General features: G+C 33.6%; 12 protein-coding genes. All 12 read right to left on the bottom strand.

The window, feature by feature from the left end; all coding sequences use genetic code 11:
• Positions 1 to 425: 425 nt before the first annotated feature.
• Positions 426 to 1,244 carry a PDDEXK family nuclease gene (locus FR7_RS20120; protein ID WP_007932464.1) on the bottom strand — a complete coding sequence of 273 codons (819 nt, stop codon included), beginning with the start codon at positions 1,242 to 1,244 and terminating at the stop codon, positions 426 to 428.
• Positions 1,245 to 1,350: 106 nt separating this feature from the next.
• Positions 1,351 to 3,573 (bottom strand): hypothetical protein, encoded by a 2,223-nt coding sequence (locus tag FR7_RS20125; protein ID WP_007932467.1) that lies wholly within the window; start codon positions 3,571 to 3,573, stop codon positions 1,351 to 1,353.
• A 618-nt stretch (positions 3,574 to 4,191) separates the two neighbouring features.
• Positions 4,192 to 4,491 carry a hypothetical protein gene (locus FR7_RS20130; protein ID WP_007932469.1) on the bottom strand — a complete coding sequence of 100 codons (300 nt, stop codon included), beginning with the start codon at positions 4,489 to 4,491 and terminating at the stop codon, positions 4,192 to 4,194.
• Between the two features lie 381 nt (positions 4,492 to 4,872).
• A complete protein-coding gene (locus FR7_RS20135; protein ID WP_007932472.1) occupies positions 4,873 to 5,907 on the bottom strand; it encodes a hypothetical protein in 1,035 nt (344 codons plus the stop codon).
• A 27-nt stretch (positions 5,908 to 5,934) separates the two neighbouring features.
• On the bottom strand, positions 5,935 to 7,065 hold the full coding sequence (gene yhhB, locus FR7_RS20140) for a cyclophane-forming radical SAM/SPASM peptide maturase YhhB (RefSeq protein ID WP_007932473.1): 1,131 nt from the start codon (positions 7,063 to 7,065) through the stop codon (positions 5,935 to 5,937).
• Positions 7,066 to 7,158: 93 nt separating this feature from the next.
• Positions 7,159 to 8,094 (bottom strand): radical SAM protein, encoded by a 936-nt coding sequence (locus FR7_RS20145; protein WP_007932475.1) that lies wholly within the window; start codon positions 8,092 to 8,094, stop codon positions 7,159 to 7,161.
• A 533-nt stretch (positions 8,095 to 8,627) separates the two neighbouring features.
• The gene (gene yhhA / locus FR7_RS20150) at positions 8,628 to 8,807 is read right to left on the bottom strand and encodes a YhhA family cyclophane-containing RiPP (RefSeq protein WP_007932476.1); all 180 of its coding nucleotides are present in this window, start codon (positions 8,805 to 8,807) and stop codon (positions 8,628 to 8,630) included.
• A gap of 930 nt (positions 8,808 to 9,737) precedes the next feature.
• Positions 9,738 to 10,793: a hypothetical protein gene (locus tag FR7_RS20155; RefSeq protein ID WP_017531228.1), complete on the bottom strand. Its 1,056-nt coding sequence runs from the start codon at positions 10,791 to 10,793 to the stop codon at positions 9,738 to 9,740.
• Positions 10,786 to 13,266: an ORC-CDC6 family AAA ATPase gene (locus tag FR7_RS20160; protein WP_237715552.1), complete on the bottom strand. Its 2,481-nt coding sequence runs from the start codon at positions 13,264 to 13,266 to the stop codon at positions 10,786 to 10,788. The genes FR7_RS20155 and FR7_RS20160 overlap by 8 nt, the downstream gene beginning before the upstream one ends.
• Positions 13,267 to 13,432: 166 nt before the next feature.
• Positions 13,433 to 14,299 carry an SIR2 family NAD-dependent protein deacylase gene (locus tag FR7_RS20165; protein WP_007932479.1) on the bottom strand — a complete coding sequence of 289 codons (867 nt, stop codon included), beginning with the start codon at positions 14,297 to 14,299 and terminating at the stop codon, positions 13,433 to 13,435.
• Position 14,300: 1 nt separating this feature from the next.
• The gene (locus FR7_RS20170) at positions 14,301 to 15,326 is read right to left on the bottom strand and encodes a ParA family protein (protein ID WP_007932480.1); all 1,026 of its coding nucleotides are present in this window, start codon (positions 15,324 to 15,326) and stop codon (positions 14,301 to 14,303) included.
• Between the two features lie 130 nt (positions 15,327 to 15,456).
• The gene (locus tag FR7_RS20175) at positions 15,457 to 17,190 is read right to left on the bottom strand and encodes a DNA-methyltransferase (RefSeq protein WP_007932481.1); all 1,734 of its coding nucleotides are present in this window, start codon (positions 17,188 to 17,190) and stop codon (positions 15,457 to 15,459) included.
• Positions 17,191 to 17,402: the final 212 nt, after the last annotated feature.

Raw genomic sequence — 17,402 nt, forward strand, 5'->3', positions numbered from 1 at the left:
TCCATTCTTCCTAAAATCATCTATTATAATGAAGATACTTTACTTTCATTGCATTTTTTTGCTTCATTTTCTTTAAATTGACTATCAAGATAGTCTTTAAAACATTTTTACAAAATATGCAAAAATGTTTTGGTATTTCTTATTCAATCAACTAGAAATACTATAAACAAAGATTTTTCTTTTTAGTATTTTAATTAGGTATCTCAAAATAACGAAAGTCAGATCCGAATAATTCGGTTCCATTAAGTCTTTCGAGCTCTAGTTTGAGATAACTGCTTACTATTAAATGTTCATAAAAATATTTGATACCTATCATTATCTGAACCAAAAGAATAGCAAAAAACCCGCAAGAATTCGCGGGTTTAATTATTTTTCCAAATTTTGGTGGAGGCGATCCGCGACCTTGCAAATCCACCCACTTAAAATCAAATTCTAGCTATACATTGACGTATAAATTGAGGGCATCCTGATAAATCAAGTTTCGCAAATACTTGTTTCCAATATAATGACTGATGTGTATTAGATGCAGCATTATATTTTTGGATAAGGTAAATAAATTGAGTATCAATACCTAATAAATCTTCCATCATATATTTTTGCAAAGACGTTTGCTGCACCTGATCTAACCCACGACGTCTAAACTCTTGAATTTCCTCGATGTCAGTTGGATAAGATCCTTCACCAGATTGGTACTTACACTCGATACATATTGCAGTTCGCTTCGTAGTATGAATAACTATATCAGGTTTTACGTTGAATGCCCATTTGAATTTCGTTGCTTTCAGAAATTCTTCATTATTAGTAATATTATTTTTGTATTTCTTAATACTCCAGTTGCCTGGATTCTGAATATAGTTCGTCGATGGTGTAGGGACAGCTCCAAAATGAGTATTGAATTCTAAAACTGAGAGTTCTTCCAATTCCTTTAGATTCTGAGGAGCTAATAAGCTGAGTATAATTCTTCTCTTAATCTCATTTGAATTTAGATTAAACCAAATATCCCGCAAGTTTGAATACTCAAAATATATTCCTACTTCGTCAACAAGTGTTGGCTTATCATAGTCAATCATGGATAAAAATTCTGCTAAGTTGTCATTAATTAAGAGCAAGTGATAAAAGATAGCAGCGAGATTTCTTTCCTCTCGGTTGTATTCGCAGTAATCTTTATGCCAATTTAGTAACTCACTAATACTTCCGCCCTTAGCCTGAGCTATCAATTGACTCTTTAATTTACTACCATCCATATGCCTGAACCTCCATATCAATTCTCTTCCACAGCGAAAATGATTTGCCTTCATATTGCTAGCTCCTGCCAACAGTATTAAGATCTTTCCGTAATTTTCTAATGTATTAATTTATTTCATCCTCATCTAGCGTTCCACCTCCAAATTCAGTCCTAACTTCCCGTAAGGCCTCTTCAATATACAGTCTTAGTTCTTCTAGTAAGTCAGCACTTGCGGTTTCATAACTAATTTTGGGAATCGGAATTGCTTTTTCAGAAATATTACGAATAGTATTAGCTCGTTGATAAGTAGACCCTTTTCCCCGGTAGTTAAAGGCCGCTACCCAAAGGCCGACATTATCGTCTTTTATTCGCTTGATCGCAATCTTATTAAGTTTTATTGAAATAAGCGCAGAGATCTTACTAATTATTTCCTGCTGAACTTCATCTGAAGGAGCTTCACCACTCCATTTCTTTGGACTGGAGATAAATTCATTAATACCCTGTATTAGACAACTGGCTAAATCACTAGCTGGATCTAAATCGCCATACCTCGTTAGCCCTGTCCATAAAGCAAGACGATTAGATAATGCTTTTATTCTCGCCCAATGTTGTGGCGGGTATTGGGATGGCCTAAGACCCAACAGACTTTGCCACTTATTCATGAAAACTGATTCTGCCTGTGTTATTACTAAAACAAGCCTCCCAAAGTCGTACAGAGGAAAAGAAAACATTGCCGACTTTCCATCATTCATCCCAGTTTTGATACAAACATCCAAGAAATTGATTACTTCACCCTGTAATTCAACCGAGGGAGCTTTCAGTTCATTTGTTTGAGAAAAGAAGAAGGTTCGCTTCCTAAGATATTCTCGTAACATACGAGTTAGCCTTATATTTATGTTGTAAGTTTCATGTAATGCATCCATAGCTCCGTCCTGGCTTGCAAATACATGATCACGCCTGTCATCATCATCTAACAAATTAGAACCTTCTACTTGTTCAAATCGTGTGTAAACGACAGATAGTTTAGAATAAAGACCTCTAATAGCTATATCTTTAATTATTACCTTCGGAATATCTAGCATTGGCTGTGAAGCATTGTCAACCAGGACTATATTATCTACCTCAGAGAACCGATTGGTTAGTTCTATAGGCAGACTAGTTGTAATGCTTGAATCATGACCAATTCCTTCACCATCAATAAGCACAATCTGTGGAACACCCATTTCACACCACCAACGAGGCTTAAATGGACCTTCAATACGAATTCCATTTACGACAGGAGCAAGTAATTGGCCGAACCTCCTCCCATCATTTCCAGCGAACAACCGCATATACCCCATGAGCATATTTTTTTCAGGCGTCTCAAATGTCCACTTAATCGGCCAACCTGTAGTATCTCGTTGTATTTGTCCTCCCCCAATCCCTTCAAAACGAGAGTAAATTTTTTTCATTATGTAGTCAACTAGATCGTTTAAAATTTCAGTATCTTCCCTAATCCAGTCTGAATATAACTGGTCAATAGCTTCATCTATATTTTCAGAGTTTGGTGTAAAAGCTTCTTTTGCATCTTCGGCTAATTGTCCGATCTGGCTTAACAAGTAATCTAAATCCCTCATCAATTCGGCAGAATCAGGAATTTCTTCATCTATCCTTCCCATCTGCCCACCCCTCTTATCTGGCACTTTATACTGACCAAAGAGATATGTTAGACGAAAACGTTGTTCCGGATGGATAAGCAAATTTTTCATTATACTTTTTCCATCTTCACCTACGACTGCTCGCTTAAATGCCTCCCATAAGCATTCTTCAACAAGGTTTCTAACCCTTCCACGCGGAATAAAAGTAACAACTGCCCTCCAATTAGAGCTATCCCGGAATACAAACTCAGAATTACATGTCGTGGTACGTCCAGCAGAAATCGCCGGAAAACTCGTTTCATCTGGATCTGTTCCGATTAGTTGGCGGATTACCGTAGTTTTTCCTGCCCCCGTTGTTCCAAGAAGCATGATTCTGCTATAGCCACTATCTTGGTTCGGCAAGCTTATATAGTCATCCCTAACTTTCCAAGGGTCAGAGCAAGATTCATCATCAACCTGATCAAAAAATATACCGTTAGTCTTTTCGGTAAACTTTTCTTTAACCAGTGTCTTACTGGCTAATGTCCATAGGTTTTCATCGGCCAATATCTGGTTGACCTCGTCAACAATTTTTTGAGCTTCTTCTCGATCAATGCCTAAACCTCGCCTTACTTTTTTCCCAATATTACCTTGACGATCCCTTAATAGCGGATGTCGAAATTCAACAACCCAACTATTCGCCCCACCCTTCGCTAGACGTGCACTATACATCTTTTCTCCTCCTTACAATTTTGTTCCATATTGTTCCCGATATTTCCATTATAGGAACAACGCGGAACAATGTCAAGTTTTTTAGGAAAATAATTTCAAAAGTAAATACAATTATGCCCTACAGTTCATTTGCTTATGAACTGTAGGGCATAATCGTATTTCGATATAGTTATTATAAATAAGTTCTATAACCCCCGGAAAGCTAAGCATTACAACCTAGTTTACAGCAACATTTGGACAGGAGTTACAAAAACTGATCCGAATCAGCCTAAACCCACCTATCTTATCGATATTACATCTTATACTGCATCACTTGCTCGAATTAATCAATTAATGCAGTATAAGATTAATTTAGGTCGCCGTATCACTGGTAACGGGGAACTTTCATTTTAAATTCAAACAAGGCTTTGTTCGCTGATTCAAGTTTTTATTAATCTACCTATTTTTTTTGCGGCATACAGTTCCGCCTCGCAATAACTTCTAATCAAGCAGCCAACAAATTGTCTACATATCTTATAATTCAAGCATACCCTGCTTTTTGTAAATTATACAAAGTCATCCGCACACCCGGAAAATCTCAAAGTAAGCCTTGTAATCATTAGGACAAGTTAGGATTTTTTAATCAATTGCTGCATTTGTCCAATAGTTCCATTTATCAAAGTATTTATTGTATTTATTAAGCATTATAATGCTTAATGCTTTTTGCGCAATGTTCAGCGAAGGTTCGCAATTAGGCGAACAGGGTATATGTGATATAAGAGAATAGCCTTCTCTATACCCTTTAGGATTAATAATTTTATATCGTCCTTCAAAATGAGTTTTTTTCACAAACAGCGCTTCCCACTCATCAATATACATTTCACCAACAACTGCTATTTTTTGGCAACAACATATTGGATAACCCAACAGATGACCCAATTCAAATTCCTTGAATTATTTAAATCCTCAGGTAAACCTTCAAATTCTTTAACAGGAAATATCATTTCTGTTTCCATAATATTGCACTTTGGATTTTTGAAGTATGTGTCTTCTTAGCACATACTTCAAAACAATATTGTAATGCCCTTATTATAATCCATACTTCTCACACCCTAGTGAAGAAGATTCTAGAAAAGGCCACTCAACATTCTTCTATCCAATGCTCCTCTTTTTCTTGAATTAACATATCACCTTTGTCATTTGAGCATTAACACTACTATATATAGTATATCTTTTTGTTGAAACGAAGAAACAAATGCATCTTATTTTTATTCTAGGTACTATTTTCTGGATTTTCGGAATGAAATCTCTTACTCATGGCTAACTATCCGTATTTAACTTTAGCTTTTTCATAAGCTCACCTACTTTAACACCCACAGAATGCAGTCTACACAAAAGATAAGATACGCCCTCTTTCCAATATTCACAAGGATAAAATGATGGAGATATCCCAATGCTAACATGCTTAATTCGGCTACCTAAACCAGCTTCGAAAATTTGTCGGCATAAATCATCCATTATTTCTTTTTGTTTATCCATATTCAGATTATTCTTTGCTGCAAAGATTCTCCAATCAGTTGATCCGTTAAACCTATTATTAAAAAAATCCATATCTATATGAAGAAATATGTCTGTGTTAGGTTTTATGTTTTCAATCAATTCCGACAATCGAGACGTTCTTAAATACGTATTATTCCTTTCTCTTAAGTTTTTTGGTCTTGTAACCAATTTTACTGCTAACCTCTTTTTTCCAAGACAAAATAAGCTATCAAGCTCTGTTGTTTTTTCAATATATCTCGAAATTGAATCCACATTTTGTTTAAAATGAAATAAATTAACATTTTTTATATAGTGAATAAGTGGAGTCATCATGCTTCCAATTGTAATAGCTCCAGACTGAATAGCCTTTTTAATGCTTTCAGGTTCAGAGAAGCTTACCTCGTCTCCCGTAAGCATATCCTTCCATTTACCATTATTAACACTTATCCTTGGTGACATGAGATCCGCATGATCATCGAGATGGATTATCGTAAGATTATCGGTAAGCTTCGAGTTTTCAGCTATAAACTTACTCCAACCATAGGGTATCCAAGACTCTAATAAACAAAAAATACTGTTCTGCTCTACAATTCGAAAATCCTTCACTTTTTTTTTGTTTATGCCCAACCCTTTCAAGCTATTCTCCATATTCTCACAGTATAAGAAATCTGAACGAGTAATTCTTAGACGATAGTGTGCATTCGTTTCTTCTATTTCGATTTCTTGATCAGAAAAATAGTCAAAAATGATATCCATACTTACCTTTTCATCGACTGGTAAGAAATTTTTATCTATTTCAATAATTTTACTTTTCACTTTCGAAGAAACCTATCCTTTGAAAAATCAAAGTAAAAGTTCATTTTCAACTTCATCATTAAGGCGCTTCTTTGCATGGTTTATCAATGACCTCATTTCATTACAATAAATTGTAGGATTATCAAAACTGTTTATTTCTGAATATCTGTGTGGTAATGCCCCTCCTCCACATACATATCCAACATCGCAGGACTTACATTTTTGAGGAAGATTTTCTTTGGCTAAAAGCATATTGTACTCTTCGACCTTCTTGTGTGTTGCAGCTTGATTAATAGTCGCGTTCTCTAATGAAATTCCCATTGCTGATGCATTTTCAAACGCCACTTTCAATATATCTGTTGTATGATAAGAGCCGTCAACTTCAATCGTCAAATAGTCTAGCTTTCCAAAACCAAAAGAATCTGTAGACGTATTACAATCTAACAGTCGTTTAAGAACATTTTCATATGTTCTTAATGATAAGTCTTGGTATTTATCAAACCATGCATCAAAAGATTCTATAAGCCAATTCTTATAAATATACGGAGCTGCTTCTCTATATTTAGGTGGAGACTCATAATTAGCATCAGGTAATAGCAAATCAACATTGAATATTTGGGTTTGATTGTAAAATTCCATTAGCTGTTCTGGATTGGAATATGGATCAATTACACCAATAGCCCCTTGAAACAAGTGCGGATATTTTTGGACCTTCTGAATTCCAGAAAAGACAAGATTAAATGATCCGTCGCCATTAGCCATTTTCCTATTTTTATTATGAATATCTTCCGGACCATCAATACTAAGCGATATTTTAATTTTTCTTCTATCACATTCTTCAAGGAATTTATCTGTCAAAAGTGTTCCGTTGGTTTGTAACGAAAACTCAACACTGACAATACCATCTAAAGCCTTCAGAATAATATCTGTATATTCCAATAGAACTGATTCACCAATAAATAAAGGTTCACCACCATGATAGATGATATAAACTTCCTTTAACTTCGTTTCCATTACATATTCTTTTAATCTATGAGAAAATAATACTACATGCTCTTTCGACATTGTTGGAGGATAATTTTTCCACGACATATCTCGATGCTTAAATACATAACAATAATTACAATCCAAATTACATCGGGCAGCAACCCTTAAAAAAAATGTTTTAATTTTTTCCATTATATTATTCCCTTAATTATTAGTTTTCTCCATCAGCAACCAGCTAAACTTATTAGAATTATTTAGTTTTCCTAGTAACAATGCGCAAATATACTATAAATTGTTACTTAACATGCTGTACATATCCTTTAAAGGATATAATTGTTTATATTCTTTCCAAACACCTAAGCAGCAATTATCATATGAGCACTTCTTACAGGTATCATATTTAGCATAGCCTTCTTCATTAACTATCTTATAGTCTATATGACCATCTTTTTCCCCACCGTAACCTACAACATTCTGATTTCTTTTTTTATAATACTCAAGTGCATATATCCGAAGCTTTTCCTCAAAAACACAATATGGTAGCGCTTCTAAATAAGGGTTCATATCATTCTCTAAACAATATTTTAATGCATCATTAACATCTTCTTTTATTTCATGATAAGTCGGGATAATTTCCATATCATATGCTACTCCCAAAGGATGTGGAAATGTAATATTACATTCCAAAATACCATATTGTTCACGAACAAATTTATAAACATCCTTTAAGCCTTTATAATTCTTTTTGCTAATAACAGTTTGAATTGCGATAGATTTCACATTAATCATACTTGTCAGTTTTGCTAATGCCGCTGTTGTTTCTAAAAAACTTGATTGGCAGGATGTAATATAATCATGTATTTCGGAATTATTGCTATGAAGTGCAATTAAATAGAAGTCAACCACGCTAAGGGTTTCTTCCAATATTTTATCATGCGATAACATTCGTCCATTCGTTTGAATGTCTACAAAATCGATAGAACCCCTATTCTTTTTTTCTTTTATAAATTGCATAATTTGGCGATAATCCTCCCGGTAGGTAATTTCGCCTCCGGTTAGAGTAAGATTGATCTGATTATATTGATCAATATAATCTTCAATAATCTTTTTTATGGCTTCCAACGACAAATCTTTTTCGTTCCTTTTATCGGAAACGACACAATGAATACAGTTATTATTACAGGTAAATCCAACTTTTAAATCAACAAGTTGATAAGACATTAAATAAAACTTCCTTCTCTTAACGATTTTTCTTTTCCTTCATACTTTATATTTAAAGATTGTTTCGTTCCCAACAAAATGTTTAAAACTCCTCGAGATATAAATTCTGCAAAACCATCTGTTATTTACTCTTATTTCACATTTTTTCAATTCTTCTATATAAGATTCTACTATGGCGTCTAGAAAATTTATACTGTACTTTTAATAGCTTCATACTAATCATGGGATGATAAGTAGAAGAGAACGCCTACTTATCACCCCATGAAACATGTCCATTTATTAATGTAGTCAGACCTAAAAAACAAAATAAATTTGCAAGAACAAATGCTGATTAATGGCGCTTAGCAAAACAATTTTGAAAAACCAAATTAGGTAATGCACAAAGATGACCAAATTATCGCTCTCTTCACTCAAATGAAGTCATCCTCTTTGAGCCTCACACGGTGTCACTAAACTAAAAGAACTAGTTTCTATTCGAAAGTCCAGCAAGTGAAACTTCATGTCAAGATCTACGCTTCGCTTTTGTGCGCAAATTACGATCTGTTGTGTCTATTATGCATCCTACTATAAGCGGATATCGGGTCATTCATAGAACCCCACTTCATCTGGGCTTTTAAACGAGCAATAATCTTATTTTGCGGTGCAGGTATTTCGTTAATTTTACCCAAAACTGCATTGTCTGGTACTTCTGATTTCAAGTATGCGTTGTTCATAGTTATACCTCCTTAAAATTCTCACATATTTTTTTTCGACAAGTAGAACACTTTTCCTCTTTTATGCGCCAAATTGCATACTGAAAATACTGATAATGTATTATTTTTTTATCTTTGACTTTCATATTTTATTCCCTAATAAAGCAAATTGACTTTATCCGAGAGTTTCCCGATAAACGTAACACCATAGAATTTAGCTTAGCGTTCTAATTGATCTGAAAAGCCCAGAGTACAATATGTTTATCTATTCTCTGTGGATGGGCTAAATGAGTTTCGTTAAGCTATCGGCGCGATCTATCTCAAAGCCAAAATACAACCCTATATCATACACCAACTTCGTGCAAGTATGCGACATGTGAACTATAAACATATCCAAAAACCTTTACTGCTGATTTAAAAGAAGTCTATACGGCAATAATAGAAGAGGCAACTCTAGAGAAGCTAATGATCATTAAAGAAAAATGGGGTCAAAAATATCGGACTGCAAACAAATTTACGAAACAATCTTGACGGTATCGCTTTCTATTGATGTCCTCTAAAGTTATCGCTATGATTGTAATATTCATCGAGTTATTTTTTAGTTGCAAATTCATAATTACATAGCAGTCTTGATCATGTTTAGTTGAACTCTTTGTACGAAAATGAGGTGTTAGCGCGTTTGGCTGAATAAGAGTTCGGCATTATAACATTCGGGACAATACTATCATTGTAATATTTTTTAGATATTTTCTTTGTTTTTATTATATATAATATCTATCATATCTTCAAGTGCACATATTTGATGTATCTTCTTTATATAGCACTCTCAAATTTCATATAACTTTTATCCTATAACCCAAATAAATTTATACAATAAAAGCAACCTATATTGAGTATAAAGAAGAAATGTTTTTCTGCAATTATTACTAAATAGACCAAATTTGAAAGAGATTATCCATTAAGTCTATATGAATCAGCAATATCGTATAATGTATTTTTAAATCGAGGAATAACCACTTCATGAACCATCCTAATTTTAGAACTACTATAGTCGCTAATGAAATAGCTTTCCGGATTTGGATACTCAATATGAATATCAGGGCAGCAAACTTTTATAAGTGCACATGCAAGTGCCTGCATTTTACTACCGGTTGGAGCTATAATAATTCGTCTAGAATAGCAATATTGATTATATATAGAGGCTAATAATTCAAATGTTTCCTGATAAAACACAGTGCTAGTTTTTTTATTCAAAAGACCTCTTTCATCCACTGGGTTGTCATTAGCATATTCTTTTATAATACTATCATGGATTTCAGCCATAGCTCTTTCTCTCCATAGCAAATTCGGTGATATAGCATTTATTAAAAAAAGGCTTGCAGGATTAACAACTGATAATAATGCTCGAATTAGTTGTTCATTCAAAGATAGAAATGCTATCACTATAGAAGGGCTTCGTTGCATAACAATACTTGATAGTAATGGTGTTCTTACAACATCATTAACTCCGTATGAAGGTAGCTTCAATGGCTTGCCATACACATCTTTAAGTTCATTATATTCTTCTAAAGATGGCGTGTACGTTTCAGGCTCAGAATAAATAATTTTAACCATACCTCCATAATCTTTTATTACACTGATTATTATTATGATTAGGAGTTTGGACATTACAGATATATCAATGACTACTTCATCATATTTAGATATATTTTTAAATAACTCTAGAAGCTGTTCTTCAAACTTATTAGGGTAGACTCGTTCAAACTCTACTATCAATGGGGCATTAAACGTACGCAATGCTACCTCAGGTAATAATTCTGCTAAACATGATTTTTTTTCTGGTTGATATTTACATATTATAGCATCTAAAAAATATTTTTCTTGGTGAAGAAGTTTGGTCCAATACACAGAACGTGGCTCAAATCCTTCCGCGACAATAACTAATCGTGTAGGACCACATAACATTTCATCGGAGTTAAACGAAGTAACTTCTGGTAATTTATTCATTTTCACCATCCCATAAACCTATACTTATATCTTCAGTTTTCCTATTTTGTTTCTTATACTCTTCTTTAAAAATGCTCGGATTCTCTAATAACTCACAAAATTCTTCCCATTTCAATGTTATACTATCCCTTTTAGAAAAGCTCAGCCTAAAGTAGGGAATCAATAAACCTCTTAAATAGTGACGTGGAACAACTTTCCCCCTAACACTCTTACCTCTATTGTCTCTAATAAATAACCCATATCTTATTAACCCCCTATAATAGTCCTTTACTTTACCTGTTAATTCATTTGTTACCCCCGTAATTTCGATCCGCCTTGCTTGTTTTGGGGGATTTGTATTCACATTTTTAGAGGTCTTATTTTTTAAATCAAAACTTGCTATCTCTTGAAATGCTCTTGCTATCTCTACCATATGATTTCCAAACGATCTTTCCTCTTCATTGCTAACATAATTTCTACTTGACGGATTTGTAGCCGCTTCAAGCAAACTTAGGAACTTACCTCCAGCATCTCTGAAAATGGTATCCTGTATATCGTCACTTATAATCTTATCATCTCTACTTTTAAGCTTCTCATCCTCTTCCATAGATATCATCTCTGCAAATAAACTTATTACTTCCCTAATGTCACTCGACCAAATATTATAGAAAACTGTACTACCTTGATATATTTCTTTAGAAACCACTTTCTTATTTACTTCTATTTTTTCCCCACGAATTAATTGTGACCTTTGTACATTGTTTAAAACAGTTGGGCCAAGGAGGTTTTCCAGCTCCAAGTTTCTATTTGCTAGTGTTGAGTGCCTCTCAATGCGTCGCTTAAGTATTGAAGAAAGTATATCTTTTATTTCTCCATCGCTCTTCAACATAACTTGAGTAGCAAAATCAATTAGAAAATAATCATCTTCTTCCTCTAGTATTTTCCCATTTAAACCTGTTGGTTCAAAGCTCTCTACACTTTCTGTAGCAACCTTAAAAAAAACTATAGAAGAGCGTCTAAAAACGAGCGGATTTAAAATTCTTTGAGTTGCTGATGTAACTAATGGAGTAGAGTAGTCGTCTAAAAAAAAGTAAAAAGGTTTATCAATTCGGCAATATTTCGCTATCTCTCTGCAGAATTTTTCTAAAAATGTAATATCTGTCAATTCCCACATCTTTTCACTTTTATACTTACTTTGCAGACGCGACTTTTCTAATTCCGCATTTAATAGGCTAGTTATATGACCAAGAATATTAATAGTATTCTCCGTTGTATTAAAATGTTCTGGATAGTACCTCCCAAAAAATCCTGGCAACCACTCTAAATTAATAATATTAGCTCCTTTTACTACTTCTCTTAACCAGTCAATTATTTCTAAACACCAACTCAAATGAAAGAAATTAATAACTTGATTTCTCGCGTCTCTTTCATGATCATCTGGTAACCAAGGAAACGCTTCTGCTATATTTCTTGCATTTAAATAAAATCCTATAAAACTATCCGCTCCTGGAACGCCAGAAGGACCGAGGTGTTCGTTAAAAAGTCCAGTTAACCGACGGAAAATCATTGTTTTCCCACAACCTCGCAACCCAGTTAACACGCATATATTTTTGGATAACAGATCATCTACTGTCAGAAACTTAGGTACAAACAATGTTTTCCACTCATCATATCTTTCCCCAATATGTTCAGCAGCTAAATAGTCTCCAATATTTTTTTTGTACTCCTGGGTAATTTTTGATTCTTCACAAGATTCTTTCCACTTTAACAACAAGTTCTTTGGGTTTCTAACATAATCCCCGGTAACTGAATTACTTTCGATTAAAAGTTTGGGAAACTGATTTTTTAGAGTACTGTAAAGGCATTTTTCCCTTCCATCTAGTTCGTGGAAATTAATCGCTCTTAAACACTGCTGGATAATCCTATTTAGCCCTTTAAAATCATCTAAAATATCAACGTCTCCTGCTGCAGTCGCATAGCCAAAGTCAGTAATCCAAACTTTCCTTTGTTCAGGGTTTAAACTTAATGGATTGCTCCGTTCAATAATAATATTACCCGAATGTAAATCAGCATGATCTATTCCTACATACTTACATGCATGTAAAACTTCTAATACTTTTTCCAGGACGTCTTGCACAATTGGCATATTAATTTGTTGTTTATTAATAATTTCTTTCAAACTTTCTCCTGGAATATAATCCCAAGATATATATAGATAGTCTTCTCCTTCGATAGTTTCAAAATTATGAGTATGATATCTAACTACTCCTTGAGTAGTTCTTAATTTCGTTACTTTGCTTATTTCATTTTCCCAACCAGAACGGAGATTTTCTTTTTTTATAAACTTTAGGGCTCTTGACTCATCTATATCTTCTCTATATCCACGATAAACACAACCGATACATCCATCACCAATATGTTCTTTTATAATATAAAGACCTATTTGTTTGCCTATAAATATATCTTCCATATAATCATCTCCGTTTAAAAACACATATATTTTCAACTTTTACACTACTATTTCCCTTAACGAGTTTACATTCTTCAGGGATTGTGTCGAGTATAATTCGATAACTCGTATCTATTTCTGTAAATAATTTATATTTGGGGGAATGCCATATTATAACATCGCTATGACAGTATCTTTCGTAAAATGATCTTTAGGGCAATCCTCTCCTTTGTCTATAAGCAACAACCGCATCTTTTAGATTTCTAATATTAGGAATCAAATCTTCATAACTAGGCCCATATTTTAGCGCTTTTACATTGTAACTTTCCATCCAATCTTTTTCTACTGAGGGATGTACGGCATCAAAGACTATAGCATAATGAGATTTATAGGAATTCGTCGTTATATAAACATGCTCTAAAAGCAAAGCTATATCGGGGTCATTTAAACCACATCCCAAAAAAAGGATAGTATTAGTCATAAATAACGCTGCTAGAACCTTATAAAAGTGTGGATGATTTTTTTTTGCTGCAAAATATTCTCGCTTTGTAAATATCATGTTTTGAATTGCATCAATTGTACCATGTGCCTTAATGACTAGCCGTTGGTCAGAGCGTAAGTTGTTAATTAAACCCTCATGTTGATCATATGTTATGATCGTATGAGCATCACTAAAACACGCTTTATCATATATTTTATCAAAATTCGTTGTAATTGCGATTTTAGGGTCAATATCTACAATATCCTTATGTACATCCGATGGTTCAAATCTAGGTGTAAGAAATTCGCTTTGTAATAGTGTAAAGTATTGATTGTTCCCTATAGAATCATAAATACATTGTAATGCTAACAAATAGTTGCCTTCCTTAATAAGTCTTTTAGTATGAACTTTGTCTTTTTTATTTGCAATTAATTCACTAGCTGTCAAAAGAAATTCCTTCCACGCTTTTGGTCTTTCTTGACTTGAATTCTGCGCTGTTGCCGAAACACCTGAGCCTAAGAATATGATACACCTTCTAAGCGCGAGGTCTTCGATAAGGTCGACTGGCCAACTAATTGCCTGTATCTGCTGTGACATATTACTGTTCTCCTGCGATATCAATATTTTTCAGTATCTTTGAACATATCTCATGCATTAAATTTTTATAGTTTCGTACCATCGCATATTGATTTCCGACCACCCCGTCACTTTTCGTTAACTGATGAATGGGCCGTTTACTAGTTTGAGATAACGGCACAAGACTAAAATAATTTGGAATCCCCCCCAAATTACAATCTTCCATCGTTAGGATAGTTGGCTTGAGAAAACTCATATATTGTTCAAGTGAATCAGGTATTTTCGTAATAATGCGTTCATAAGCATTAATTGGTCTTCTCTCCCCACTAATCACTTTAGTAGTATACTGTTGTACAGAAAAACCAATAAATCTAAAATTGTTATCAATATTGTCATTAATATGATATTGCTTAAAATCAAATTCTGGATGTCGACGTTTTAAAGATTTTAAAGCATCTTCATATAAATCTTTCCAGAGTTTTATCCATTCTGAAATATTCTCAATTCCAATTAAACTAAATATATCACATCCCATTGGTGCAATAAAAAAATCAGAGTTTAATAAAATACTTCTATTTAAAGCACTAAGTGCAGGTCCTACATCAAAAATTATATATTCATATTGACCAGCAAATCGTTGCTTCAATCCAGCAACCCAATTAGTGACACGTAACCCTCCTATATCATGATTGCATTTTTGCCAACCTTCACTCAATCTATCTTCTATAAAGGATAATCTGGGATGCCCTGGAATTAATGACACCCCATAGTTATTTTCTTCTGCGGGAAAAACCTGTAATCCAGTATTTATACTGGACTCTCCCATCTCCAAAGGTTGGAGATAATTATAAATTGTAAATTGTGGTTTTGTATAGACTTTTTCAAGCTGATTGTCATCTAGCATTAATTGAGTGGTATTAGATTGAGGGTCTGCATCAATCACAAGTACTTTTTTTTTCAATTCTAGTTCTAGATATGCTGCAATATTCGCAGATAGCGTTGTCTTTCCAACTCCGCCTTTATTATTAAAAAACGTTAATACTTTCACTTTGCTTACTCCTTTTTCCACTAGATGTTGCTTTGTTTAAAAAACATACCATATTTGTAATTATACAACAATTTTTTCATATTCTACATAAAAAAATGATGGCTAGATTTGTATCAGCCATCATTTCATACTAATCAATAATCTTATACTCTGTCATCCCTGTAGTTTTAGCGGCAGCAACCGCTTCAGTCCAACTCTTGAAATATAATCTGTAAAACTCTTCTGGTACTGGAAGATACTCCAATGCTTCACTTAGTACCGGAACTTTATTAAGCTGCTTTGACAAATCCCTTATCATCAACTGAACAGCCTTTTTAGTAAACCCAGTAATTCGAGGATTTGGAGATTTTCTCCTCTCCTCATTATTGTTCTTAACCTTTAGAGATGAAGGACTATAATTGGGAGGCAGAGAGTCCAAACCACTAATAAAATTACAATGTCGATCTTGGGCAACATTATAATATGTTTTATTGATCTCAATACCAATATACCTACGTTTAAGCCATTGAGCACAAAGAGTTGTTGTGCCAACTCCATTAAAGCAATCTAAAACAATATCATCTGGTTTAGTATGAATTGCTATTAATCGTCCTATTAATTTAGGAGGCAATTGACATGGATGATTATAACGTTTACTATTATGCACTAATCGATGAATATCAGTCCATAGATCCGTTAATGGTTTAAACTTTTCTTCACGTTTTTTTATACAAGACTCCCTCAAGCAATAATGATCTGCCCGTGGCATCAATTCTTTAGGCAAATTTATATTCACATTCTTCTGGATAACCTCGTCATGTGGTTTTTTCATTGTTAATATCGTATAATTTGCTGGCATAATATTTTGAGCCGGACGAGATAATCCTTCCCATGTGATCCAATTTGAAAAGTCCATTTTTGAAGCTAAAAATGCGAAATGTCTGCAACACCATAACGATAAATTCAAAATAGACAAGTATTTACCAGGTTTTAAAATACGAACGCATTCATCCAGCCATTGGTCACACCACAATAAATATTCTTCAAGTTCTAAATTGTCATGATAACCCGTATATTGTTTCTTTAGATTATAAGGAGGATCCACAAATACATAATCCACTGAGGCAGTATCAATTTTCCTCAACTCTTTTAATGCATCGCCTAATATCAGACAACTTTCATTTATTTTGGTTCTTTTTCTATTGGATGCTTTACTTGGATTCAAAGTTGGTAACTCTATAGATTTTTCTAGACAACAATCCCAATCAAAATCCCACAACGTTAAAGATACCATGTTAGAATAAGGTTCTATTGAGAACATGTCCCGTAATCTCTTAATCATACTCTGAGGAAGAGGGTCATTGCTATTAATAGTTATGTCTTTCCACACGTCACTAATGAGAGTACCATACTCATGGTATAAGTGTTTTTTCCCACCGTAATCTTTAGTAGTCTTGTTACAGGAAGGACAATAAGTATATGGAAGTCTAACTTTGCAAATTTTAAGTGCAGAAGCATCCTTCGAAAAAATAACTGCACCCTTTGTCTCATTTAATAAACTACCATTATTATTATTTATTTCTTGCCTAATGCTAATCCATCTTTTGTAGTTAAGATTTTTTTCATTTCTAATGCCAAAAGTTAATAATGCTAATATTTCGTTATCAGCAAAAATTATTACGTTACACTTATCATTAATACGAGGATAAATTAAATCTATAAAAGTAAGATACTTTTTAAATTCACGATAAGGGTGCTTAGCCTTTGGAAAAGAAACAAACAAAATATCTATCTCAGAAAGCTTGTCTATATTTAAATCATATGAATTTCTAATGTTATATTCTTTATAATCGAGTTCTTTAGTCTTCTCTGCTCGATGAGCCATAGCATTTCCTCCTAGGTATTTCAATTTATAATTATACCATAGAATTAAACAATCATGCCTATGGATTTTCTTAAATGTTTAGAAAGCTATCCTAAGTATATTTATCTAACCTATAGTAAATTATTACGCAAATTTCTCTAATCTATAATCGAAGATTGTTTCCTGATATTTGTATACAATGACTGCACTTCCACTGATTTACTCGAATTTTA

The organism is Pelosinus fermentans DSM 17108 (assembly GCF_000271485.2).
GTDB lineage: Bacteria > Bacillota > Negativicutes > DSM-13327 > DSM-13327 > Pelosinus > Pelosinus fermentans.

Coding starts and splice junctions, on each gene's coding strand:
- yhhA (WP_007932476.1), bottom strand. CDS start 8,807: ATGAACAACGCATACTTGAAATCAGAAGTACCAGACAATGCAGTTTTG.
- FR7_RS20175 (WP_007932481.1), bottom strand. CDS start 17,190: ATGGCTCATCGAGCAGAGAAGACTAAAGAACTCGATTATAAAGAATAT.
- FR7_RS20145 (WP_007932475.1), bottom strand. CDS start 8,094: ATGTCTTATCAACTTGTTGATTTAAAAGTTGGATTTACCTGTAATAAT.
- FR7_RS20125 (WP_007932467.1), bottom strand. CDS start 3,573: ATGTATAGTGCACGTCTAGCGAAGGGTGGGGCGAATAGTTGGGTTGTT.
- yhhB (WP_007932473.1), bottom strand. CDS start 7,065: ATGGAAAAAATTAAAACATTTTTTTTAAGGGTTGCTGCCCGATGTAAT.
- FR7_RS20155 (WP_017531228.1), bottom strand. CDS start 10,793: ATGAATAAATTACCAGAAGTTACTTCGTTTAACTCCGATGAAATGTTA.
- FR7_RS20120 (WP_007932464.1), bottom strand. CDS start 1,244: ATGGATGGTAGTAAATTAAAGAGTCAATTGATAGCTCAGGCTAAGGGC.
- FR7_RS20165 (WP_007932479.1), bottom strand. CDS start 14,299: ATGTCACAGCAGATACAGGCAATTAGTTGGCCAGTCGACCTTATCGAA.